This window comes from Parasphingopyxis lamellibrachiae (assembly GCF_003385775.1).
Lineage (GTDB): Bacteria > Pseudomonadota > Alphaproteobacteria > Sphingomonadales > Sphingomonadaceae > Parasphingopyxis > Parasphingopyxis lamellibrachiae.
Window position 1 is genome coordinate 2,602,187 of the sequence record NZ_QRDP01000004.1, and the last position, 22,224, is coordinate 2,624,410.

At 60.2% G+C, this 22,224-nt stretch carries 21 protein-coding genes; 11 read left to right on the forward strand and 10 right to left on the reverse strand.

Going from position 1 to position 22,224, the window contains the following annotated elements; translation table 11 throughout:
• Positions 1-41: 41 nt before the first annotated feature.
• Positions 42-473, forward strand: coding sequence for a GNAT family N-acetyltransferase (locus DFR46_RS13070; protein WP_116236838.1), 432 nt, complete (start codon positions 42-44; stop codon positions 471-473).
• Positions 474-694: 221 nt separating this feature from the next.
• Here DFR46_RS13070 and rsgA read toward each other — a convergent pair whose 3' ends face one another.
• From rsgA to DFR46_RS13090, 4 genes are all read right to left on the reverse strand, one after another.
• Positions 695-1,786, reverse strand: coding sequence for a ribosome small subunit-dependent GTPase A (gene rsgA / locus DFR46_RS13075; protein WP_116236839.1), 1,092 nt, complete (start codon positions 1,784-1,786; stop codon positions 695-697).
• 225 nt (positions 1,787-2,011) lie between these two features.
• On the reverse strand, positions 2,012-3,895 hold the full coding sequence (sppA, locus tag DFR46_RS13080; protein ID WP_116236840.1) for a signal peptide peptidase SppA: 1,884 nt from the start codon (positions 3,893-3,895) through the stop codon (positions 2,012-2,014).
• 86 nt (positions 3,896-3,981) lie between these two features.
• The gene (locus DFR46_RS13085; protein ID WP_116236841.1) at positions 3,982-4,626 is read right to left on the reverse strand and encodes an NrsF family protein; all 645 of its coding nucleotides are present in this window, start codon (positions 4,624-4,626) and stop codon (positions 3,982-3,984) included.
• A complete protein-coding gene (locus tag DFR46_RS13090) occupies positions 4,623-5,147 on the reverse strand; it encodes a sigma-70 family RNA polymerase sigma factor (RefSeq protein ID WP_116236842.1) in 525 nt (174 codons plus the stop codon). The genes DFR46_RS13085 and DFR46_RS13090 overlap by 4 nt, the downstream gene beginning before the upstream one ends.
• Positions 5,148-5,652: 505 nt before the next feature.
• Here DFR46_RS13090 and DFR46_RS13095 point away from each other — a divergent pair.
• Positions 5,653-5,940, forward strand: a complete 288-nt coding sequence (locus DFR46_RS13095) for a co-chaperone GroES (RefSeq protein ID WP_116236843.1) — start codon at positions 5,653-5,655, stop codon at positions 5,938-5,940.
• A 51-nt stretch (positions 5,941-5,991) separates the two neighbouring features.
• On the forward strand, positions 5,992-7,647 hold the full coding sequence (gene groL / locus DFR46_RS13100; RefSeq protein ID WP_116236844.1) for a chaperonin GroEL: 1,656 nt from the start codon (positions 5,992-5,994) through the stop codon (positions 7,645-7,647).
• A gap of 63 nt (positions 7,648-7,710) precedes the next feature.
• Here groL and DFR46_RS13105 read toward each other — a convergent pair whose 3' ends face one another.
• Complete coding sequence (locus tag DFR46_RS13105; RefSeq protein ID WP_116236845.1) at positions 7,711-8,082, reverse strand: hypothetical protein; 372 nt, start codon at positions 8,080-8,082, stop codon at positions 7,711-7,713.
• The gene (locus DFR46_RS13110; RefSeq protein WP_116236846.1) at positions 8,082-8,447 is read right to left on the reverse strand and encodes a hypothetical protein; all 366 of its coding nucleotides are present in this window, start codon (positions 8,445-8,447) and stop codon (positions 8,082-8,084) included. The genes DFR46_RS13105 and DFR46_RS13110 overlap by 1 nt, the downstream gene beginning before the upstream one ends.
• Positions 8,448-8,493: 46 nt before the next feature.
• On the opposite strand from DFR46_RS13110, the gene DFR46_RS13115 reads away from it, so the two are divergent.
• Both DFR46_RS13115 and DFR46_RS13120 read left to right on the forward strand, forming a co-directional pair.
• Positions 8,494-9,066: a TetR/AcrR family transcriptional regulator gene (locus tag DFR46_RS13115; RefSeq protein ID WP_116236847.1), complete on the forward strand. Its 573-nt coding sequence runs from the start codon at positions 8,494-8,496 to the stop codon at positions 9,064-9,066.
• A gap of 58 nt (positions 9,067-9,124) precedes the next feature.
• Positions 9,125-10,189, forward strand: coding sequence for an MBL fold metallo-hydrolase (locus DFR46_RS13120; protein WP_116236848.1), 1,065 nt, complete (start codon positions 9,125-9,127; stop codon positions 10,187-10,189).
• Positions 10,190-10,201: 12 nt separating this feature from the next.
• Here DFR46_RS13120 and DFR46_RS13125 read toward each other — a convergent pair whose 3' ends face one another.
• The 3 genes from DFR46_RS13125 to DFR46_RS13135 all read right to left on the reverse strand — a co-directional run bounded on the left by DFR46_RS13125 (position 10,202) and on the right by DFR46_RS13135 (position 11,764).
• Positions 10,202-10,411 carry a hypothetical protein gene (locus DFR46_RS13125; protein ID WP_116236849.1) on the reverse strand — a complete coding sequence of 70 codons (210 nt, stop codon included), beginning with the start codon at positions 10,409-10,411 and terminating at the stop codon, positions 10,202-10,204.
• Between the two features lie 124 nt (positions 10,412-10,535).
• Positions 10,536-10,793 carry a hypothetical protein gene (locus tag DFR46_RS13130; RefSeq protein WP_147297691.1) on the reverse strand — a complete coding sequence of 86 codons (258 nt, stop codon included), beginning with the start codon at positions 10,791-10,793 and terminating at the stop codon, positions 10,536-10,538.
• A gap of 128 nt (positions 10,794-10,921) precedes the next feature.
• The gene (locus tag DFR46_RS13135) at positions 10,922-11,764 is read right to left on the reverse strand and encodes an MlaA family lipoprotein (protein WP_116236851.1); all 843 of its coding nucleotides are present in this window, start codon (positions 11,762-11,764) and stop codon (positions 10,922-10,924) included.
• A gap of 219 nt (positions 11,765-11,983) precedes the next feature.
• Here DFR46_RS13135 and DFR46_RS13140 point away from each other — a divergent pair, with 219 nt between their 5' ends.
• The 6 genes from DFR46_RS13140 (at position 11,984) to DFR46_RS13165 (ending at position 20,447) form a co-directional block, all read left to right on the forward strand.
• Complete coding sequence (locus DFR46_RS13140) at positions 11,984-12,943, forward strand: ArsR/SmtB family transcription factor (RefSeq protein ID WP_116236852.1); 960 nt, start codon at positions 11,984-11,986, stop codon at positions 12,941-12,943.
• Entirely contained in the window at positions 12,940-13,884 is a 945-nt protein-coding gene (gene metF, locus DFR46_RS13145) for a methylenetetrahydrofolate reductase (RefSeq protein ID WP_116236853.1), read from the forward strand. Before DFR46_RS13140 ends, metF begins: the two co-directional genes overlap by 4 nt.
• Complete coding sequence (locus tag DFR46_RS13150; RefSeq protein WP_116236854.1) at positions 13,881-14,927, forward strand: homocysteine S-methyltransferase family protein; 1,047 nt, start codon at positions 13,881-13,883, stop codon at positions 14,925-14,927. The genes metF and DFR46_RS13150 overlap by 4 nt, the downstream gene beginning before the upstream one ends.
• 8 nt (positions 14,928-14,935) lie before the next feature.
• Positions 14,936-17,572, forward strand: coding sequence for a methionine synthase (gene metH / locus DFR46_RS13155; protein ID WP_116236855.1), 2,637 nt, complete (start codon positions 14,936-14,938; stop codon positions 17,570-17,572).
• 112 nt (positions 17,573-17,684) lie between these two features.
• Positions 17,685-18,626 carry a polysaccharide lyase domain-containing protein gene (locus DFR46_RS13160; RefSeq protein WP_245953855.1) on the forward strand — a complete coding sequence of 314 codons (942 nt, stop codon included), beginning with the start codon at positions 17,685-17,687 and terminating at the stop codon, positions 18,624-18,626.
• Positions 18,627-18,689: 63 nt separating this feature from the next.
• Positions 18,690-20,447, forward strand: coding sequence for an arylsulfatase (locus DFR46_RS13165; RefSeq protein ID WP_211306429.1), 1,758 nt, complete (start codon positions 18,690-18,692; stop codon positions 20,445-20,447).
• 105 nt (positions 20,448-20,552) lie between these two features.
• Here the strand turns inward: DFR46_RS13165 and DFR46_RS13170 are convergent, their stop codons facing one another.
• Entirely contained in the window at positions 20,553-22,202 is a 1,650-nt protein-coding gene (locus DFR46_RS13170; protein WP_116236856.1) for an alkaline phosphatase family protein, read from the reverse strand.
• Positions 22,203-22,224 lie beyond the last annotated feature (22 nt).

Genomic DNA, 22,224 nt, shown 5'->3' on the forward strand with positions numbered 1-22,224 from the left:
ACACGATAGCCGAGAGGCGATCGCGAGATAGGAACAAGTCAATGTATATAGAAACAGTATCGGATCCTTCGAAGAAGGACGCCGACGTTCTTAGTCAGGGAATCATCCGCTTCAACAATGAGACGGTCCCGGATTTGGAGCCGCCTGACTCGGAGAAAAAATTTTTCGTCTTCGCAAAAAGCGAGACCGGAAAAGTGTTGGGTGGAATTCGCGCCACATGCTTTTGGAACACGTTGCATATAGAACTTCTCTGGTTGTCGGAGGAAAGTCGCGGTCTGGGAATCGGAAAAAAGCTCATCGAGGATGCTGAAAGGTACGCGCTGCAGAATCAGTGCGAGAACGCGTTTGTCGAGACAACAGGTTGGCAAGCTAAACCGTTTTACGAGCGGCATGGGTACGAGCATATGGCGACACTGAACAATCGTCCGAAAGGCCACGCCTCCCATTACCTCTCTAAATCGCTGGTCCCATAGCGACAAAAGTGAACGCTCATCCTTCCGTGCGGTCTGACCGCCTCGGAATCATTTCTTTAAGGGGGACGGCAGCTAAGCTGCATCGCTGCCGCCCCAGTCGAAATCCGTCGCGTGCTCGGTTTCGTAAAGCCAGCCTGCGACATCTTAATAAGGGGCAATCGAGCGCTGCCGGTTGCTGGTGAGGAGATTGTGCCAGCCAATTCGGCCCGCCTTGCCGACTGTCATCGCCCCATTCCTTTCCGGCTTTTTGCTTTTTTGATCTCGCGAACCATTTTTCCGAACGCCTTGTCCCGCGTCCGGCGCTCGGCGAGGCTGGCCGAATTGAATGCCTCTTCCGCCTTGAGCTTGCGCCATCGGCCAAGCCGAGCCTCATCGATATCGCCGCGCTCAACGGCGCTTAGAACTGCGCATCCCGGTTCCGTCCTGTGCTCGCAATCGTTGAACCGGCATTGCGCCGAGAGCGCCTGAATATCCGCAAAAACACTGTCGATACCGGCGGCGGCATCGGTCAGTTGCAGTTCGCGCATCCCGGGCGTGTCGAGCACCAGACAACCGCCCGGCACGAAATGCAGTTGCCGCCTCGTGGTCGTGTGCCGGCCCTTGGCGTCGTCCTCCCGGATGGGCTGCGTTTCAATCGACTGCATCCCGGCCAGGGCGTTGGTCAGGGTCGATTTGCCGACCCCGGAGGATCCGAGAAACGCGACCGTTTGACCGGGCTTGCACCAGTCTTTCAGCTTTTCCCCTGGTTCGCCGCCCCGCGCGTCGAGCGTAACGACCGAGATCAGTTCCGAAATCGCGCTGGCCTGATCGACATAGCTTTGAACATCGGAAACCAGATCGGCTTTCGTGAGGACGACAACCGGTGTGATGTCCGCTTCAAATGCGAGGGCGATGTAGCGTTCCAGGCGTGCGACGTTGAAATCCTGGTTGCAGGACGACACGATGAAGACCGTGTCGATATTGGCGGCAATCAGCTGGACCTGTCGATCCGTACCCGGAGCGCGGCGTTTGACGAGACTCTTTCGTTCCAGCACCCGGCTCGATTGGGGATGGCCGCGATCGAGCAATACCCAGTCGCCAACGGTTGCATCCGGCAAGGGCGGGATCGTCTCGTCGATGCTCTCGCCGATGATATGCAGCGCACTGCGATGCACTTCGACGACCCGGACGGGCGGTGTCTCGGCTAACTCGTCGGTGCCGATCTGCGTTGCGAAAAAGGGTTGCCAGCCGAGTGCTTCGAGTGGCGATAAGTGTCGTTCTTGCCCGCCGCCCGTAATGTTGGGCGGAAGGAATGCGGAATAATCCCGTACCATTGTCGGTCAACTTTCATGTCTGGGCCGCGAGCGGGGCTCGGACCTGAAGTGTCAGTGCTTTCTGAGGTTGCAAACCAGCGGGCCCGCCAAGATGGTCTTGGCAGCGCTCTCAATCGCTAAATTTGCGCCGGGAGGACCGTTTTTCCTCCCCACTTCACCGGGACATGAAATCTCCACTTTCGAGAATTGCCCTATAGCGCGAATTCCCGGCTTCTACAATGTGGCTCACCCTCGAAGCCAGCCCGTCAGCAACGTTTGAAACGTTTCGCTTTCAGCAGCGCGGCTGCGCCCCGGGATAATCTCAACCGGGCATTCCAGGCATCTGAGCTGCATCGCCGGGCCATTCAGCAGCAGCTGCATTTCCGCTGTCATCGTTGCGAGGATCGCGCGCGGATCGGGAGCCAGCATCGTCCAGATATCGCGCGGCGTTGCGGTCTCCTCGGCGTCGTCTTCGCGGGTCCAGTTGCGGATGAACTCGGCGAAGGGGTCGGGCGGTTGTTCGATCCAGAGGATACGGACATCGTCGCTGGCCACTTCGGCGCGGCTGGCGGCTTCGGCGATGGCGTCGTCGAGATTGCCGAACCGGTCGACCAGCCCGAGCTGGCGCGCGGTCGCTCCGGCCCAAACGCGGCCTTCGGCAAGTTCGGCGATCCGTTCGCGCGGCATATCGCGATTCTCTGCGACCAAGGTCAGAAAGCGGCGATAGATATCTTCGGTGCCGGACTGGAAAAGACGCTGCGTTTCCGGGGCGAGGCCGCCAAAAATGTCGGGCTCCCCAGACAGCGGCGTGGTCCTGACACCATCCGATCCGATATCGAGCTGGTCGAGCGTGCCTTCGAAGGTCGGGACTATGCTGAATACGCCAATCGACCCGGTAATCGTGCCGGGTTCGGCGAAAAGATAGTCGCCAGCCGTTGCCACCCAATATCCGCCCGACGCAGCAAGATTGCCCATTGAAACGATAACCGGGATGTCGCCTTCCGCTTCTGCAGCGGCGAGTATGGCGCGCCGGATCCGTTCAGAAGCAAGGGCAGAGCCGCCGGGCGAATCCACACGCACGACCAGCGCCGAGAAATCATGGTTCCGGGTGGCCTCTTCCAGCAGGGTGGCGATGGTTTCCCCGCCTGCCGTACCCGGAGGCGCTTCGCCATCGACAATCGTGCCGGCGACAGTGACCACACCGATATTGGTGCCGCCACCCGAACGCGGACTGGCGGCAATCCAGTTGGCGAGGCGGATCGACTGGAAGCCGGTCTTGTCGTCTTCGCCGGAAACTTCGGCAAGACGCGCCTGCCATTCGAGCCGCGTACCGATATGATCGACCATGCCGGCATCGCGGGCGGCGGTTGCCAGGTTACCGTTGGCCGCATCCACCATGTCGGCCGGTGTTGCGATGATCGCGTCTAGATTGGCGTCCGGGCGGGCTTGCGCGACATCCTCGCGCCACGCTTCGAACAGGGTGTCGGCCAGCGCCTGGCTCGCTTCGCGCGATTCCGGGGACTGGTCGGACCGGCTGAAAGGCTCGACGGCGGATTTATAGGTCCCGGCCCGGAAGATATTGGCCGTCACGCCGAACCGGGTCAGCATGTCGCCGAAATAGAGCCGGTTACCGCCGGGGCCGAGGATCAGTGCCCCGCCCATCGGATGAACCCAGACTTCGCTGGCATGGGCGGCCAGCGCATAGCCGTCATCGCCATAGCCGGTGGCATAGGCGATCACCGGCTTGTCCGCATCGCGCACCGTTTGCAGCGCGTCGCCGACCCGGGCGATGGCGGTCTGCCCGCCGCCGAGAAATCCGTCGAGATCCAGAGCGACGGCCGTTACCCGGTCATCGGTGGCGGCGCTTTCCAAGGCCTGGACGATGTCGCGAAGGCGGTGCTGGGGGATGGCTTCACCGCCAGTCAACGTGTCGAACGGGCTTATCTGTTCGGGTTGTTCGACAATAACGCCTTCCAGATTGAGGTGGAGTGCGCCCGTCCCGGGTACGACGGGATTGGGGCTCGATGTCAGAGCGGCATAGAGCAGCCCGAAAAAGAGCAGTAGAAGCAACAGGACGAGGCCGTCCTTGATCCCGACCAGTATTTTCCAGGCACCGCTCAACAGCCGCATCACATGCTCCTTATCATTCGCCAGACGCTATTTAGGGATGGAAGCGGCCGGAAACAAATTTCGTTCGCCCGGCGGTATCGGTGTTTCTACCAGCGTATGAGGTGCGGTACGAACAGGCGGCCAACCAATGTCGTCGCTGCGATCGCCAATGTGTACCAAAGGCCGATATAAACAAGGTCGTTATAGGGGCAATGTAAAGAATAGGCGAGCGTACCCAGGCTGCCGGCGGCAAGCCCGATGACCGTACCGGCGCGTTCCGGCGAGGTCGGCGCGCCGCGCCGCAGCCACAGGGTCAGTACGGCGCTCAGTACAAGGCCGATCCCGATCGAATAGGTCAGGCATTCCATGCCGTCTCGCGGATGCAATCGCTCGGCAACGGGGGTGTTGCCGACCAGTGCCGCAATGGCTGCGGCTACGGGGACGATCAGCGCGGCCGCCGTGGTCCAGCGCCAGCCCGTCCTGCTTGTGCCGACCGCTGGCCGGGCCATGCTGGTCGCGGCGCTCAGGCTTGCCGTGCCGAGCACAAGCAACAGGCCGGAGCGGATCAGGAACATGGGGTCGGCGGCCGTCGCGTCCAGAAAATGATTGCGGAACCCGAGTGTGACGACAACGAAAATGCCGCCCGCCAGCGTCAAAACGGCCATGCCGGCCATCGCATAGGCTGCGTTGAGCGGCTTTACCGGTGTCAGCTCTTCGGCAAGGCTATCGAGATCGAGACCCGTTGGCATCATTCTTCCTCAATCGCCGCGGCCATGCGCTTCATGCCGCGGTGAATATTCACTTTGACCAGCGATTGGGACTGGCCGGTTTTTTCCGAAGCTTCCGCGATCGTCAGCCCCTGAATCTTTACAAGCTTGATTGCAAGTGCCTGTTTCTCCGGGATCAGCCCCATAAGCCGTTCGAGCCCGATCTTTGCGGCGACGGCCGGATCGGATGGATCGGCTGCGAGCTCTTCGTTTAGCTCCACCTCTTTGTTGCGATACGCTTTGCGCAGATGATCTATCCAGCGATAGCGGGCAATCGCCGCCAGCCAGGGCAGGAAAGCACGGGAGGGATCATAGGATGCGCGTTTGCGGTGGAGGGAGATCAACGTGTCCTGCACGAGATCTTCCAGTATATGCGGCCCGATCTTGCGCGCATAATAGCGTCTGAGCCATGTTTCGCATTCGCCGAGTAGCGAGCGATAGGCCGCCTTGTCGCCTTTCTGGGCAAGCGCCATGAGGCGCGCCAATGTTTCATCGTCGGCAACCACAATGCCGATCTAGCATGCCAATCCGCACTGTGCAGCCTCCTTGTCATTCGGATGGGAAGGGGTGGGGAACCGCTGGCTTGGTTGCGACCCATGGACTGCGACCGCCAAGCGGTTCCCCGGCCCTCGACCGCCCGATTGCGCGGGGAGGCATATGTCGCGCGCTCGGTTCCGCGTCGCTTGCAAGGGGGCAGCCGGCAAGCCTTTCGGAAATGTGTCGATCGAGGGGAAACAGGATGGTTCATTATATTTGCGTGATGCAGACCCGGCTATTCTCTTGCCGGTTCGCCTGCCTCGCCCGGGTGGTTACAGCCGGGCGCCCGAAAAATAGAAAAATTTTGGGAATTTGCCTTGAAAGCCGGAGGCAGAGGTTTAAATCCGCTTGTGTTAGCACTCACTCATTTAGAGTGCTAAAAACTGGTTTGCAGGATTTGGCGACGCACCGGGAGCTCCGAGGAGAACCGCCCGGGTTTCGCCTTTGACTTGGTAGTAGAAGAAAGGAATTACAATGGGATTTCGTCCACTGCACGATCGTGTGCTTGTCCGGCGCGTAGAAGCCGACACCAAGACCGCCGGGGGCATTATCATTCCCGACAGCGCTCAGGAAAAACCGCAAGAAGGCGAAGTCGTATCCGCCGGTTCCGGCCTCAAGTCCGATGATGGCAAGGTTACACCTCTTGACGTCAAAAAGGGCGACAAGATCCTGTTCGGCAAATGGTCGGGCACCGAGGTCAAACTCAACGGCGAAGATCTCATCATCATGAAGGAAAGCGACATTCTCGGCATCGTTGGCTGAGACGCGCGCGCTTTTTCTTTCAAGACCACTACAATAAAAAGGTAAGCTATCATGGCAGCTAAAGACGTAAAATTCGGCCGCGACGCGCGTGAGCGCATCATGAACGGTGTCGATATTCTCGCCGACGCCGTAAAGGTCACGCTCGGCCCCAAAGGCCGCAATGTTGTGCTCGACAAGAGCTTCGGCGCACCGCGCATCACCAAGGACGGCGTTACCGTCGCCAAGGATATTGAACTGAAAGACAAGTTCGAAAATATGGGCGCGCAGATGGTCAAGGAAGTTGCTTCCAAGACCAATGACATTGCCGGTGACGGCACGACGACGGCAACGGTTCTGGCTCAGGCCATCGTGCGCGAAGGCATGAAATCGGTTGCTGCCGGCATGAACCCGATGGACCTGAAGCGCGGCATCGACCTTGCGGTCACCAATGTCGTTGCAGACATTCAGAAGCGTTCGAAGAATGTGAAAAGCTCTGACGAAGTGGCCCAGGTCGGCGTGATTTCGGCCAATGGCGACCGTGAAGTTGGCGAGAAGATCGCCGAAGCCATGGACCGCGTCGGCAAGGAAGGCGTGATCACCGTGGAAGAGGCCAAGGGTCTCGAGTTCGAACTCGATGTCGTCGAAGGCATGCAGTTCGATCGCGGCTATCTGTCGCCTTACTTCGTCACCAACCCGGAAAAGATGAATGTCGAGCTGGAAAACCCGTACATTCTGATCCACGAGAAGAAGCTTTCGAGCCTGCAGGACATGCTGCCGATCCTCGAAGCTGTCGTTCAGAGCGGTCGTCCGCTCCTGATCATCGCGGAAGACATTGAAGGCGAAGCGCTCGCAACGCTCGTGGTCAATAAGCTGCGCGGCGGCCTCAAGGTTGCTGCGGTCAAGGCTCCTGGTTTTGGCGATCGTCGCAAGGCGATGCTTGAAGACATCGCGATCCTGACCAAGGGCGAGATGATCTCCGAAGATCTCGGCATCAAGCTGGATTCGGTTACGCTCGGTATGCTCGGCGAAGCCAAGCGCGTCACCATCGACAAGGACAACACGGTCATTGTCGACGGTTCGGGCCAGAAGAAGGCTATTGCCGGCCGCGTTGAAGCGATCCGTCAGCAGATCGAAACCACCTCAAGCGATTATGACAAAGAGAAGCTGCAAGAGCGTCTCGCCAAGCTCGCTGGTGGTGTTGCCGTAATCAAGGTTGGCGGCGCGACTGAGATCGAAGTGAAAGAGAAGAAGGACCGCGTCGATGATGCGCTCCACGCCACGCGCGCTGCCGTCGAAGAGGGCATCGTCCCTGGCGGCGGAACCGCACTTCTCTATGCCACCAAGTCGCTCGACGGCTTGGCTGGAGAGAATGACGACCAGACCCGCGGTATCGATATCGTCCGCAAGGCGCTTTACGCGCCGATCCGCCAGATCGCCGAAAATGCCGGTCATGACGGTGCGGTGGTTTCGGGCAAGCTGCTGGACGGCAAGGATCCGAAAACCGGCTTCAACGCCCAGACGGACGTCTACGAAGACCTGGTGAAAGCTGGCGTGATCGACCCGACAAAGGTTGTGCGCACGGCGCTGCAGGATGCCGCTTCGGTTGCCTCGCTGCTGATCACCACGGAAGCCACGGTAGCCGAACTTCCTGAAGACAATGCCGGCGGCGCTCCTGCCATGCCCGATATGGGCGGTATGGGCGGCATGGGCGGCGGCATGGGTTTCTAAACCCGGTCCGGCGTTAGCTGAACAGGAAAAGGGGTCGGAGGAGCAATCCTTCGGCCCCTTTTTTCATGTGGCGATGGCGCTGTAGGCGGTCATTGCGGCTACTGGCAGGAAGAAGATCCACGAAAGGTGCCGTCCGCGCGAAGCGACGAGTGCGGTCAGTCCGGAAACGGCGAAAAGCGTGGCGATCATTGCGAGAAAAACCGTTCCGATCTCATCAGCCTGATAATGCAGATAGATCATCACCGCGGCCATGCCCCACCATGTAAGGGTCAGGAGATGCCAGCCGATCTCGAGTGTCAGCCTTGTGTTGCGGATATCGCCAAGGATGACCGGCAACCCTTCCATTTCCAATATTGGCCGGATCAGGCGGCGCCCGCCAACAAGTGAATGCATGAGCCCTACGGCGATCGTCAGAATGGCGGCGATGATCAGCATCAGAGCAATGTGCCCCAGCCGGCAAGCGAGACGGCTGCAAATAGCGATGTGGAGGGAAAGCGGAACGGGTTGATGCCGCCCTTGAGCGCAACCGCCGCGCTCAATACGGCAAGCGAGGCCGTCAGGCCCGCCAGGAATATTATCGCCGCGGGATCGGCCCCGGTCATCGCCATCCAGCCAAAGGCGATGGCGATGAATGCTATGACGATGCTCGTCACATGCCAGCAATAATAGTTGAGCCATTTCGATGCTGGTGGAAGCGCGTCGGTTTCGAGCAGCGGCGCGGCGACGAATTTTCCTCCGACAACCAGATGGACGAAGAAGGTCGTTATGGACATAAGCATGGCGGTCCAGAGGAGAAACATGGCTTGACTCCAATTAGAATAATTGTTCTAGAATTAATATTCTAATATGGCGCGATCGTCAACTTTTGAGGATTCCCTCATTTTTGCGGCCGTGGGATCGTCGCTTGCGCGCACCGGAGCCGTGACTTTACAGGCCATTGTCGCGGACACGGGCGTATCGATAGGATCGCTTTACCATCGCTATGGCTCGCGCGAGACCCTGCTCGCCATGACATGGCTGGACGCCGTACGGGCATTTCAGGCGAAATTCCGGGAAGCGCTGGAAAGCGGAGCGGACGATGCCGGCGAACGGGCGGCTCTGGCAACTCCCCAATTCTGCCGCACCGACAACGCCCGCGCGATCGTGCTGGCCTGTTGTCGTCAGGCCGAATTTGCGTCCTCGACCATATCCGGGGAGTTGCAGGAGGCCATAGCATCCGCGAACGATGAAGCGATTATGGCGCTTCGCCGCTTTGCAGCGACCAGGGGATATTCTGTTGACGCGTGCCGGTTGGGGCTTGTCGCTTTTCCGCTGGCCGCAGTTCGCCTGTATCTCCCCGACAAGCCGATTCCTGCATCGATTGATGCCTATGTCGCGAATGCGTTTCGGGCGATTGTCGGGACCGGAGAGCGTGTCTAGGCGCTAAACCATCCAGCGGTCTGTGGATCAGGCCGGCAAGAGAAAAAGGGGATCGCAGATGCGGCGGACGATGATTGTGTTGGGCGCTCTTGTCGGCGTCGCTCTGGCGCTTGGCTGGTATTTTCGAGCGGAAATCGGTGAGCGACTTTTTGTCTATGGGGTCGATGCCGCAATCGACGCGAACGGTGTGGCCACGCTTCCCGACGGTCTGCACGTCGTGATGTGCGGAACCGGTTCGCCGCTGCCCGATCCAAGCCGCGCCGGGCCCTGCACTGCCGTGATTGCCGGGGAGCGGGTTTTCATCGTCGATGTCGGGGCAGGGGCTGTACGCAATTTCGGCCGGATGGGGTTGCCGGTCGGCGACGTCGATGCGGTCTTTCTCACCCACTACCATTCCGATCATATCGATGGGCTGGGCGAACTTATGCTGCTGCGTTGGACGGGGGGCGGCAATCGGGCCCCATTGCCGATATACGGGCCGCCCGGCGTTGAGGATCTCGTTGGCGGCCTTGCCCGGGCTTATGCAATGGATACCGTCCATCGCGTCGCCCATCATGGCGAAGAGGTGGTTCCGTCCGGCGGGCAGGGCGGGGAGGCGCGCACATTCGCAGTGCCTGCGGCCGGTGCGATGCATACCCTGTACTCCGGCGATGGTTTGCGGGTGCAGGCCTTTCGGGTGGATCATGGGCCCGTGCGGCCGGCGGTGGGCTACCGCTTCGATTATGGCGGCCGGTCGATTGTGATCAGCGGCGATACGACGCGCAACGACATGGTGGCCCGGGCCTGTGGCGGATGCGATCTGCTGGTTCATGAAGCCCTGAATATCGATATGGTCCAGGCGGCACGGCGCCGGGTCGAAGCGTCGGGAAATGCACGGTTGGCGCAGATTCTGGAAGACATTACAGACTATCATACGACCCCGGTCGAAGCCGAAGAAGTTGCGATACAGGCGCGGGCGCGCATGCTGGTTCTGACCCATATCGTTCCGGCGGCACCCAACGGGCTGGTCGAAGCCTATTTTCTGCGGGGAACGGGCGAAGCCTATGACGGCCAGATTGTTCTGGCGCAGGACGGGATGCGGTTCACCCTGCCTGCCGGTAGCGCGGCAATCGAACGCGATTAGGCGAAACAACCTCTAATCTTGGGTTTCCGACTCCGCGGACGCGGTGGGATCGGGCGCCTGGATGGCGGCTTCATAGTCGGCCTGGGCCTCGTCCAGCGCTGCGGCGGCTTCGTCGAGCTGGCGTTCCTCGGCGCTGGTCATTCCCGAATCTCCGTCCGGACTACCGCACGCGGCCAGGAGAATAGCCGCCGCGAATGGAGCGACAATACGGGTGTTCGTCATGTAATTTCCTCCCCCAAATATGGCCCGGCCGCCCCGGCTTTTCTTGACCGGCCATTACCAAAGGAAAAGGCCGCGCCCAGTGTTGGTCGCGGCCTTTCCTGATCGTCTGAAGTAAGGGCGAGCCTTATTCAGCCGGAGCTTCTTCGCCCATGGCTTCGTCGACAGCGGCTTCCGCTTCGCCGGCCATTTCGTCCATTTCAGCCATTGCGTCGTCTGCAGCAGCTTCCATGTCCGCGGCAGCTTCGTCTGCAGCAGCGCTTACGTCAGCAGCGGCTTCGTCAGCAGCGGCAGCGGCGTCAGCGGCAGAGTCCTCTGCACCGGCACATGCAGCGAGGCCAAGTGAAGCGGCGAGGGCCAAAGGCAATGCAAAAGTCTTAGTCATGGGTCGTTCTCCCAGTGGTTAAATCATTTCGTATAACGACATTGGCCCCCGAGGTGGCTCCCCCGAAACCAGTCAGCCATTTTTTACAGCTCATTGGTCGCTAAAGCAATATTTAGCTGTGCCGCCGCTTATTCGGGTTCAACCGGTGCCGTCTCTTGCGCTTCTGTCCCTTCCGGGATCGCTTCTTCAGGGGCGATGACTTCAAAGTCTTCCAGATCGTCCAGCGCCGCTTCGAATGCAGCGTCTTCGCTCGCGCTGGCATCCTCGCCCTCGCCCGCCAGGCTGGCGGCATCATAATTGAGGATAGCGGCCTCGCGGTTCTGGAAATAGGCAGAGCGTGCCGCTGCATAGGGGTCGGCGCTGCTTTCCAGGAAGGCGTCGACGCCGCTCTCGGTCAGTTCGGCGCGGGTGCTGATTATACTGGCCGCTCTTATGCCCCATTGCTCCTGGGTCGTCAGATTGAGGCCGCGATCGAAGAAGATCGAAACCGGATTGGCAACGAAGTCGACGATCGCACCGAACGTATCGCGTTGGGTGGAAGGCCCAAGCAGTGGATTCATGACATAGCCGCCATCGCCCACGCCCCATACCGCCAGCGTTTGCCCGAAATCCTCGGGCGCAGGTTCTATTCCCATGGCCGTCGCATGATCGGCCAGGCCGCCCACGCCGATCGTCGAATTGATAATGAACCGGCCAAGATTGCGCAGCGCCCGGTCAGGCCTGCCTTGCAGCAGGTTGTTGATGAACGACCAAGGCTCGCTGAGATTCCGGAAAATGTTGGTGATGCCGCGACGGGCGGGCTGGGGCGTGATTGTTCGGTAAACGTCGGCCGCCGGACTGATCAATACGGTATCGATGCCCTGGTTGACCGCCCACATGTCACGGTTGAATTCTTCATGGCGATCCCGGTCGGCCATACCGTTCGGCCCGGCCATGGTCGTTGCGCAGGCACTCAGGAACAGCATCAACATCAAAGAAGTCAAAAGCTTACGCAAAGAAACGGTCTCCGGGATACAAGGGATTGCGGCGTATGAAATGCCTTGGACGGTTGCTCGTGTCGAGTCATTTGAAGATTAAAATCCAACCGCAAGATCTCTGCATGCATGTAGTGAAGGCCTTGTAGTTCCAACGGAAATTGGCCCGACCTTCGGTGGTTGACCACATATAAAGATATCTTTATGTCTTTATAGATGAGATCCGAACTCGAAATCTTCAGGGCGCTTGCCGACCCGACGCGACTCAGGATCGTGGCCTTATTGCGCGCGATGGAACTGTCTGTCGGAGAGTTGGCCCAGGTTCTGGGGCAAAGCCAGCCGCGCGTGTCCCGCCATGTCAAAATCCTTGTCGATGCCGGGCTCGCCGAACGCCGCAAGGAAGGGAGCTGGGTGTTTCTAGGTCTGGGTAATCCGGCACGGGTCCGTCCGTTGCTCAATGCCATTGATGGCTGGTCCGAGCCGGGTGAGGATCACTGGACCCGCGCCGATATTGCGCGATTAGCGGCGGTTCGCGCGGATCGCCAGGTTGCCGCTCAAGCCTATTTTGCCGCGCATGCAGAACAATGGGATGCGATCCGCTCGCTGCATGTGGCCGAGAGCGAAGTCGAAGCGGCGATGGAGCGTGTTCTCGGTAAGGATGCAATCGGTCGGCTTGTCGATATCGGCACCGGCACGGGCCGGATTCTGCAACTCTTTGGCGCGCAGGCCGGGAGTGCGATCGGTATAGACCGCAGCCCCGAAATGCTCCGCCTGGCCCGCGCCAAGCTCGCCGAGGTCGGTCTCGAAAAGGCCGAGATCAGGCAAGGTGATATGTATGCGCTGGAGCTTCCCAACGGCTCTGCCGATACCGTGATCCTCCACCAAGTGCTCCATTATGCGCAGCAGCCCGCTGCGGCGATTGCCGAGGCGGCGCGCCTGCTCGATACGGATGGCCGCTTGCTTATCGTCGATTTTGCCGCCCATGAACGCGAGGATCTGCGCAGCCAGAATGCCCATGCCCGGCTCGGCTTTTCCGAAGAGCAGATCGCACGATGGTTTGAGGCTGCCCGGATCGAAGGCGGTTTGGTCGATGAGCTTGTCGGTGGTGAACTTACCGTGAAATTATGGTCCGGTCGCCGTTTGGCAGATCCGCGTTTGAAGGTGGTGGCCGCATGAATCTGACCGTCGACCAACTGCATGAGGCGCGCCGCGCGACCGACGATCCGCTTTTTGCGGACCTTGCCGGCGATGCGCAGATATCGTTCGAGTTCTTTCCGCCGAAAAACGCAAAGATGGAGACCACGCTCTGGGATTCGGTCAAGACGCTGGAGCCGCTTAATCCGCGATTTGTTTCGGTAACCTACGGCGCTGGCGGGTCGACCCGCGAACGGACCCATGCGACCGTACGCCGGATTGTCGAGGAAACGCCGATACAGGCGGCGGCGCATCTGACTTGTGTCGATGCCAGCAAGGCGGAAATTGAGGAGGTCATCGGCGATTATTGGGATGCAGGCGTACGGCATATCGTGGCCTTGCGCGGCGATCCACCGCGGAAGGGCGATACGTTCGAACCCTTCCGGCCGCATCCCGAAGGCTATGCGAGCGCCGCCGAACTGGTTGCCGGCATAAAGGCCTTCAAGCCGTTCGAAGTGTCGGTCGCCGCCTATCCTGAAGTCCATCCCGAGGCGGATTGTCCGCAGGCCGATCTCGACAATCTGAAACGCAAGCTGGATGCAGGCGCGACGCGCGCCATTACACAGTTCTTTTTCTCGGCCGAAAATTTCTTCCGTTTTCGGGATGCCGTGGCTGCGGCGGGGATCGATGCCGAAATCGTACCTGGTATCCTGCCCGTTTCGAACGTTGCGACAACACAGCGGATTGCGGGCATGTGTGGCGCGGCTATTCCGCCCTGGATGAACCGGCTGTTTGAAGGGCTCGACGAACTGCCTGCGGCACGCCAGCTGATCGCGGCAACCGTCGCCGCTGAAATGTGCCGCAAGCTCTATGCAGGCGGCGTCCGCGAGTTTCACTTCTACACGCTTAACCGGGCGGAGCTTTCCTATGCCATCTGCCACCTGCTCGGCATGCGGCCACATGGACCGGACCAGACATCATGACCGATATTGCAGAACGGATAAGGGCAATTGCCGAAGAGCGCATTCTCGTGTTCGACGGCGCCTGGGGCACGGCAATCCAGAATTACGCGCTCGACGAAGCCGGGTATCGCGGTGACCGGGAGTTTCGGGCCGACCAGAAGGGCAATAACGATCTGCTTTGCCTGACGCAGCCACAAATCGTCCAGGAAATCACGGCAGCCTATCTCGATGCCGGGGCCGATATCGTCTCGACGAACACGTTCAGCGGAACCACGATCAGCCAGGCTGACTATGGCGATGAAACTTTGGTCCACGAGCTGAATGTGGAAGCGGCGAGGATCGCCCGCCGTGCGGCCGACGCCGCCTCGACTGCCGAAAAACCTCGCTTTGTGGCTGGTTCGATCGGACCGACCAACAAGACACTCTCCCTCTCTCCCGACGTCAACGATCCCGGGTTCCGCGAGGTCGATTTCGATCAGATGAAGCAAGTCTATGGCGAACAGATCGATGGTCTGATCGAAGGCGGTGTCGACATGCTGCTTGTCGAAACGATTTTCGATACGCTGAATGCCAAGGCGGCGATCATGGCTGCACACGAATCCGGGGATCGGCACGGCAAGACATTACCGCTGATCCTGTCGATGACCATAACTGATATGTCCGGGCGCAACCTGTCCGGCCATACAATTGAATCCTTCTGGGCCGCAGTCCGCCACTCCGCGCCGCTTGCGGTTGGTCTCAACTGCTCGTTCGGCGCGAACAAGCTGCGGCCGCATATGCAGGCTATTTCGGAAATCGCCGACACGTTGGTGATCGGCTATCCCAATGCCGGACTCCCCAACGACCTTGGCGAATATGATGAGGATGCGGCGCATACGCGCGACAAGGTCAGCCAGTGGATCGACATGGGGCTGGTGAATATCGTCGGCGGTTGCTGCGGGACGACCCCCGAGCATATCAGGGCGATTGCTGAACTTGTCGAGGGCAAGCCGCCCCGCAAGATTGCTGGCCCGATTACACAAACCTTCCTCACCGGCCTTGAGCCGATGACGCTCGCCGCCTGAAAGTTTCGATGACCGACAAAAGCGCAATATTCGTCAATATTGGCGAACGAACCAATGTGACCGGGTCTGCCCGCTTCAAGAAACTCATCCTCAACGATGACTATGAGGCCGCCGTGGAAGTGGCCCGTCAGCAGGTCGAAAACGGCGCGCAGATCATCGATATCAATATGGATGAAGGGCTGCTCGACGCCGAGAAGGCGATGACAACCTTCCTTAAGCTGATCGCCGCCGAGCCCGATATCGCGCGCGTCCCCTTCATGATCGACAGCTCGAAATGGTCGGTTATCGAGGCTGGCCTGAAATGCGTATCGGGCAAGCCGATCGTCAATTCGATATCGATGAAGGAGGGCGAGGAGGAATTTCTCGCTCATGCCGCCAAATGCCGGGCCTATGGCGCGGCGATTGTCGTGATGGCGTTCGACGAAACGGGTCAGGCCGATACCAGAGAACGCAAGGTCGAGATTTGCGAGCGCGCGTACAAGCTTCTCGTCGCAAACGGCTTCCCGCCGGAGGACATCATTTTCGATCCCAATGTCTTTGCCATTGCGACCGGTATCGATGAACACCGGCGCTATGCGATCGACTTTATAGAGGCGGCCCGCGAAATCCGGGAGCGCTGTCCGGGCGTCCATATCTCGGGTGGCCTATCGAACCTGTCGTTCAGTTTCCGCGGCAATGAGCCGGTTCGTCGGGCGATGCATAGCGTGTTCCTCTATCATGCGATCCCGGCCGGCATGGACATGGGTATCGTTAATGCCGGGCAGCTGGACGTGTATGACGCGATCGACCCCGAATTGCGGGAAGCCTGCGAAGATGTGATCTTCGATCGCGCGCCGGAAGCCGGCGGAGATCCGACCGAGAATCTGATCGCGCTGGCCGAGAAATATCGCGGGACAGATAAAAAGGCCGAAAAAGAAGCCGAGGAATGGCGCAGCTGGGAAGTCGTCAAGCGACTAGAATATGCGCTCGTCAAAGGCATCGATGCCAATGTTGTCGACGATACCGAGGAAGCGCGGCAGGAAATTTTCGCACGCGGCGGCAAGCCGATCGAAGTGATCGAAGGTCCGTTGATGGACGGTATGAATGTCGTCGGCGATCTGTTCGGAAGCGGTAAGATGTTTCTGCCCCAGGTCGTGAAATCCGCACGGGTGATGAAAAAAGCCGTGGCTCATCTGTTGCCCTTTATCGAGGAAGAAAAGGACGAGAAAGCCAAGGGCAAGGGCACGATCATCATGGCGACAGTCAAAGGCGATGTGCACGATATCGGCAAGAATATCGTTGGCGTTGTGCTCCAGTGTAACGGTTTCGAGGTGATCGATCTGGGCGTGATGGTGCCGTGGAGCGATATCCTGACCGCAGCCGACGAGAATGATGCCGATATGATCGGCCTATCCGGCCTCATCACGCCCTCGCTCGACGAGATGGTGACCGTGGCGGAGGAAATGGACCGTGCCGAGCTGGAGATTCCGCTGCTGATCGGCGGAGCGACAACAAGCAAAGTGCATACGGCGCTCAGGATCGAACCTGCCTATGCCGGGCCGACGATCCATGTGCTCGACGCAAGCCGCGCCGTGGGCGTAGCATCGACACTCGTCTCCCAAACGCAGCGAGATCCTTTCGTCGAGAAGGCGGCGAACGAGTATGACGAAATTCGGACTTCCCGAAAGGGCCGGGGTGCCAGCAAGCTCGTTTCGTTGGGCGAGGCGCGGGCCAATGGCTTCGCGGCCGATATGGCATTGAAGCCGCCGGCGCCGGCCAGGCCCGGCCTGCACGTCTTCGACGATTGGCCGCTGGACAATCTGCGCAACTATATCGACTGGACGCCTTTTTTCCGTGCCTGGGAGCTGGCCGGAAATTATCCGGCGATCCTGGATGACGAGATTGTCGGCGAGAGCGCCCGCGATCTCTTTGCGGACGGCCAGGCCATGCTCGACAGGATTGTTGCGGAGGGTTGGCTCAAGCCGCGCGCCGTTGCCGGGCTGTGGGAATGCAGGCGCGAGGGCGACGATATCGTTGTGATGGACGGCGGGGGCGACCATCGCCTGCCGATGCTCCGCCAGCAGGTCTCCAAACGGTCGGGCCGAGCCAATATGTGCCTGGCCGACTTCATAGACCCGGCGGGTGACTGGATCGGCGGCTTTGCCGTCTGCACAGGCCATGGGATTGAGGAGCATCTGGCGCGTTTTAAGGCGGATACGGACGACTATTCCGATATCCTCCTGAAAGCGCTGGCGGACAGGTTGGCGGAAGCCTTTGCCGAGCGGATGCACGAGCATGTCCGCAAGGAGCTGTGGGGCTATGCCGGAGACGAGAATTTCCCCAACGAGCAACTTATCCGCGAAAAATATACCGGTATCCGCCCGGCACCGGGCTACCCGGCCTGCCCGGATCACAGTCTCAAGCCGCTCCTGTTCGAGCTTCTCGGCGGCGGATCCGGGCATAATGGCCCGGCCGGGATCGAGCTGACCGAAAGCTTCGCCATGTTCCCCACGGCAGCGGTTTCGGGCTTCTATTTCGGTCATCCACAGTCACAATATTTCGGCGTTGCCAAGGTCGGGCAGGACCAGCTTGAGGAATATGCCGAGCGCCGGACCGTCGAACTGGATATCGCCAAGCGCTGGTTGAGGCCCAATCTCGAAAGCTGAATATGCGCCAGAAAGAACGTTAACGCGCTGATAAGGCGGTCTTAACCGTAAAATTTCGGACTTTGTTAACCGGACGGGCGCATCGCGGAGGTTCCCCATCAGGAGGCCAGTCGTGCGCATCTCACCCGTTATCATTCTTGCCGTTCTCGTGGCGACATGTGCACCGCTGTCCGCACAGCGCAGCGCGGCCCCTTTTGTCGTGGAGGAAACGGGGCAGGGCTTTGCGCGGCTCGACCAGGCGGTCGATGCGATTGGCGGGGCGCAGGGCACGATCGTCATCGCGCCGGGTACCTATCGCCAATGTGCGGTGCAGGAGGCGGGAATCATCACCTATCGCGCCGCCGAGCCCGGTTCGGCGATCTTCGACGGCGTGACCTGCGAACAAAAGGCTGCGCTGGTATTGCGCGGGCGCGGTGCTCGGGTCGAAGGTCTGGTGTTTCAAAATCTCTCCGTCCCGGATGCCAATGGCGCGGGCATCCGTATCGAACAGGGCGATCTCCAGGTTCACAATTCCATGTTCCGGGACAGCGAGCAGGGTATCCTGTCCGCCGAAGATCGCGGCGCGAGTATCCGTATAGACCGTTCGACCTTTTCCGGTCTTGGCCGGTGCGACCGCGGGCTTTCCTGCGCGCACAGCATTTATATCGGTCGCTACGGATCGCTGGAGGTCAGCCGGTCGCGCTTCGAGCGCGGGACGGGCGGCCATTATGTCAAAAGCCATGCCGCGCAGATACGCATCACCGATACGAGTTTCGACGATACTGCGGGTAGCGCAACCAACTATATGATCGATCTGCCATCCGGTGCAGTCGGCACGATTGCCGACAACATTTTCGTTCAGGGCGAGGACAAGGAAAACTGGAGCGCCTTTATCGCGGTATCGGCCGAAGGTGGCGGCAATTCCAGCACCGGCCTTGTGATTGCGGGCAACCGGGCGGCGCTTGCACCCGGCGTGCGCCGCAACACATGGTTCGTGGCCGATTGGAGCGGGGATGCCCTGCGGATCGGCGAGAATTCACTGGGCCGGGGGATTTCGGTATTCGACAGTCGTTGATGCACCGCGCAAATTGACAAGACAGAGCCTATCGCGGAAACCTTGCCGAAGGGGAGGGCGGCTATGGCGCGTTTGATGATTTTCGGATTGGCGCTGGCCATGACGACGGCGGTAACCGCGCAGCCTGCAGAACGCCAACCCGCCAGCCCCAACATCGTCCTGATCGTCGCCGACGATGTCGCCTTTACCGATCTTGGTGCCTATGGCAGCGAGATCCGCACCCCCAATATCGATGCGCTGGCGCGCCGGGGTACGATTTTCTCCAATTTCCATGCAACGCCGATGTGTGCGCCTTCGCGGGCGATGCTGATGACCGGGGTCGACAGTCACCGCGCCGGCATTGGCAACCTCCCCGAAACCACGCCGACCGCGCATAGAGGCTCGCCGGCCTATCGCGGGCTTTTGGCGGAAGGCCTGCCGACCATCGCCAGCCGCCTGCGCGGCATCGGGTATCGCACCTATATGACGGGCAAATGGCATCTCGGGCATACGCCGGAAACATTGCCCAGTGCGCGCGGGTTCGATCGGACCTTCATTGTCGATGCGACGGGTGCGGACAATTGGGAGCACCGCCCCTATTTGCCCTATTATGACCGTGCCGAATGGTTCGCCGATGGCGAAGCGGTCCACGAGCTGCCCGACGATTTCTATTCGTCAGAATTTCTGGTCGACCGCATGATCGATTTCATTGGCGGTGGGGGTGTCGATCCCTTTTTCGCCTATGTCGCGTTTCAGGCCATCCATATCCCGGTGCAGGCACCGCGCGAATTCACGATGCGCTACCGCGATGTTTATAATCGCGGCTGGCAGATACACCGGGAGCAGCGCCATGCCGCCGCCATCGAAGCGGGTCTCATCCCGGAGGGGGCTCCACTGGGTGTTATCCATCCCGATCTCAGGCAATGGGACGATCTGACGGCCGAAGAACAGGCCTGGCACGCCCGCGCCATGGAGGTGAATGCCGGCATGCTGGAAGCGATGGATCATCATCTTGGCCGGTTGATCGCCCATCTGCGCGCGACCGGCGAATATGACGATACCGTTTTCATCGTCACGTCCGACAATGGCCCGGAAGGAAATTCGCCCGCAGGCAGCCGGATCATGGACGCCTGGTTCTGGATGGTCGGCTATTCGACCGATATCGAAACCATGGGCGAGCGCGGCAGCTGGGGTTATATCGGGCCGGAATGGGCAAGTGCCAATGCCTCGCCGAACAGCCTGTTTAAATTCTATGCCAATGAAGGTGGAACGCGCGTGCCGCTGATTTTTTCCGGGCCGGGTATCGACGAAGGCGGCATCGCGCGACAGCTGGGTTTGATAAGCGATATCCCGGCGACGATAGCGGTGCTTAGCGGAGCGGATGGCGCGGGTATGACGGGACGCAGCCTGCTCGCCGCGCTGACTGGCGACGAGGCCGATATTTACGGGCCGAACGACGGTTTCGGTATCGAAACGGCCGGGCGGCGCGCTTTCTATCGGGGCCGCTACAAGATCGTGCGCAATGGCCTGCCGCTCGGCGACAATGTCTGGCGTCTCTACGATCTGGAGGCGGATCCTGGCGAGACCACCGACCTGTCAGCCAGCGAACCCGAACTCTTCGCTTCCATGCGGGCGGGATATGACGCCTGGGCGGAGGAGAATGGCGTCCTCGAAATGCCTGCGGGCTATGACCCGGTAAAGACTCTGCAGCAGCATAGCCGCGGTCCTATCCTGCGCCGCTATTGGTGGATATTGGCGCTTCTCGGGGGGATCCTCGTCGCGCCGATCGCCTGGCTGATCTATCGGCGACGACGGAAGCTGAAAGGCTCTCGCGCTATCTAGAAAAATCCGTTTGTACTCGGCTTGTCGAAGGGCTGTTCTTTTCCGTTGTGATCGGAAAAAAAAGGGCGGGGCTTCGACAAGCTCAGCCGGAGCGGGTTCGGATGGTCAGGGGCAGTTGCTCTCCGCTACGCCCGGCATCACGTCCAGACAGCGCCCGTCAATCTCGACATTGCTGAGATCGAGATCGATAAGCGATGCCAGCGTCGGAAGGATATCGACCGTCATCACGCCGAGCGGCTGTTCGACATGCTCCGCACCGGGCCACCAGAAGAGGATCGGTACGCGCCGGTCATAATCCCAGACGCTGCCATGCGTGGCGACATAGGCGCCGGGAATGGCTTCGGGGATCGGTGTCACGCGCGGTTGCAGGACGACGATGAAATCGCCCGATCGTTCGGCGTTGAAATTGGCGCGAACCCGGTCGAGCACGGTCCAGTGTTCGGGCGGTGCGGTTGTGATCGGCTGGGCAAGGATTTCGGATCGCCCATAGACGCGGTAGACCTGCGGATGCGCGGAGATCATCGCAATGGCGCGGTCCGTGACTTCGGCGCGCCGGTCTTCGGGTACGGAACGGTCGATATAGAAATCGCCGAACGGACTGTCTGCGCGCAATACCGGCGCGGCAAGACCGGTTTCTTCGGCCAGGCGTGCGTCCAGAGTTTCAAACCCGGGAAGCAGTCGCGCCGCGCGCGGCGCAGCCTGTTCAACCTGGCGTTCCGGCAGGTCGAGCCCGCCATGATCGGCCGTCAACACTACGACATAGTCGATATTCCGGGCATCGAGCCGGGCGAAGAAATCGCCCAGCATGGCATCCAGCGCCATCAGCTGGACGCACATCTCTACGCCCTCTGTGCCATAAGCATGACCGATATAGTCGGTCGAAGCGAGGCCGATCGTGAGAAGGTCGGTCGTGTCCTGCTGGCCCAGCTCAAGTTCGGAAACGAGATCGGCCGCGAGAACCAGTGTCAGCAAATCTCCTTCCGGAGAGGTCAGTATGTCCCGGCCGCTGGTTGTTGGGCCCCGGGAAAAGAGATGGGTGCCGACTGTCGTGCCCTCGCCAACGGGAACCGCGCGATTATAGGCGGTACATTGCTGCGGTACGGGAAGGGGGATGCGGTTCGATACCGCCGCCTGCATCGCTGCTTCGTTGATGCGTGTCAGCGCTTCGGGGGTTTCCCGTCCGGCAAAGGTCGTAAAGCCGGCATCGCCGGGCCAGAATACGTGATCGGCATCGCCGCCGCCCAGCAGGACGGCCGAACGGTCTTTCCCGCCTACGGAGACAACCCGGCTGGCGTCATTCACGCGCTGCATCAGATCGCCCAGCGTGGGGACGAGCAGGTGCCGCGTGGAAACAGTATAGTCGCTGGAGGAGGAGCCTTCGACGCGCGAATCTTCCATGCAATAGACGCGTGCATCATCGCGCTCGACGCTCATATCGAACCAGCGATTGCCGATAATGCCGGTGCGCGCCGGATGCGACCCTGTCAGGATCGTCGAATGACCGGGGCAGGTTTCCGTGGTGGAATGAGCCTGATAGCCGGACGGGAATACCGCGCCCTGCAGCAGCCGTGCGAAGCCGCCGGAGAAATTCTGGCGATGCTGGGCGAACAGGTCCGCGCTGAGCTGATCGACGGAAATGGCGACAACGAGTCGCGGCGGTGTCTCGGTGCTTTCCGCGCTCTCCTCGCTTTGCGCAAAAGCCGCGAAAGGCAGGGTTAAAGCTGTAACCAGAGCAGCGATGCGAACGAACTTCATCGGATATCCTCTTGATAGTGCA

Coding starts and splice junctions, on each gene's coding strand:
- DFR46_RS13070 (WP_116236838.1), top strand. CDS start 42: ATGTATATAGAAACAGTATCGGATCCTTCGAAGAAGGACGCCGACGTT.
- rsgA (WP_116236839.1), bottom strand. CDS start 1,786: ATGGTACGGGATTATTCCGCATTCCTTCCGCCCAACATTACGGGCGGC.
- sppA (WP_116236840.1), bottom strand. CDS start 3,895: ATGCGGCTGTTGAGCGGTGCCTGGAAAATACTGGTCGGGATCAAGGAC.
- DFR46_RS13085 (WP_116236841.1), bottom strand. CDS start 4,626: ATGATGCCAACGGGTCTCGATCTCGATAGCCTTGCCGAAGAGCTGACA.
- DFR46_RS13095 (WP_116236843.1), top strand. CDS start 5,653: ATGGGATTTCGTCCACTGCACGATCGTGTGCTTGTCCGGCGCGTAGAA.
- groL (WP_116236844.1), top strand. CDS start 5,992: ATGGCAGCTAAAGACGTAAAATTCGGCCGCGACGCGCGTGAGCGCATC.
- DFR46_RS13105 (WP_116236845.1), bottom strand. CDS start 8,082: ATGCTGATCATCGCCGCCATTCTGACGATCGCCGTAGGGCTCATGCAT.
- DFR46_RS13110 (WP_116236846.1), bottom strand. CDS start 8,447: ATGTTTCTCCTCTGGACCGCCATGCTTATGTCCATAACGACCTTCTTC.
- DFR46_RS13115 (WP_116236847.1), top strand. CDS start 8,494: ATGGCGCGATCGTCAACTTTTGAGGATTCCCTCATTTTTGCGGCCGTG.
- DFR46_RS13120 (WP_116236848.1), top strand. CDS start 9,125: ATGCGGCGGACGATGATTGTGTTGGGCGCTCTTGTCGGCGTCGCTCTG.
- DFR46_RS13125 (WP_116236849.1), bottom strand. CDS start 10,411: ATGACGAACACCCGTATTGTCGCTCCATTCGCGGCGGCTATTCTCCTG.
- DFR46_RS13130 (WP_147297691.1), bottom strand. CDS start 10,793: ATGACTAAGACTTTTGCATTGCCTTTGGCCCTCGCCGCTTCACTTGGC.
- DFR46_RS13135 (WP_116236851.1), bottom strand. CDS start 11,764: ATGTTGATGCTGTTCCTGAGTGCCTGCGCAACGACCATGGCCGGGCCG.
- DFR46_RS13140 (WP_116236852.1), top strand. CDS start 11,984: ATGAGATCCGAACTCGAAATCTTCAGGGCGCTTGCCGACCCGACGCGA.
- metF (WP_116236853.1), top strand. CDS start 12,940: ATGAATCTGACCGTCGACCAACTGCATGAGGCGCGCCGCGCGACCGAC.
- DFR46_RS13150 (WP_116236854.1), top strand. CDS start 13,881: ATGACCGATATTGCAGAACGGATAAGGGCAATTGCCGAAGAGCGCATT.
- metH (WP_116236855.1), top strand. CDS start 14,936: ATGACCGACAAAAGCGCAATATTCGTCAATATTGGCGAACGAACCAAT.
- DFR46_RS13165 (WP_211306429.1), top strand. CDS start 18,690: ATGGCGCGTTTGATGATTTTCGGATTGGCGCTGGCCATGACGACGGCG.
- DFR46_RS13170 (WP_116236856.1), bottom strand. CDS start 22,202: ATGAAGTTCGTTCGCATCGCTGCTCTGGTTACAGCTTTAACCCTGCCT.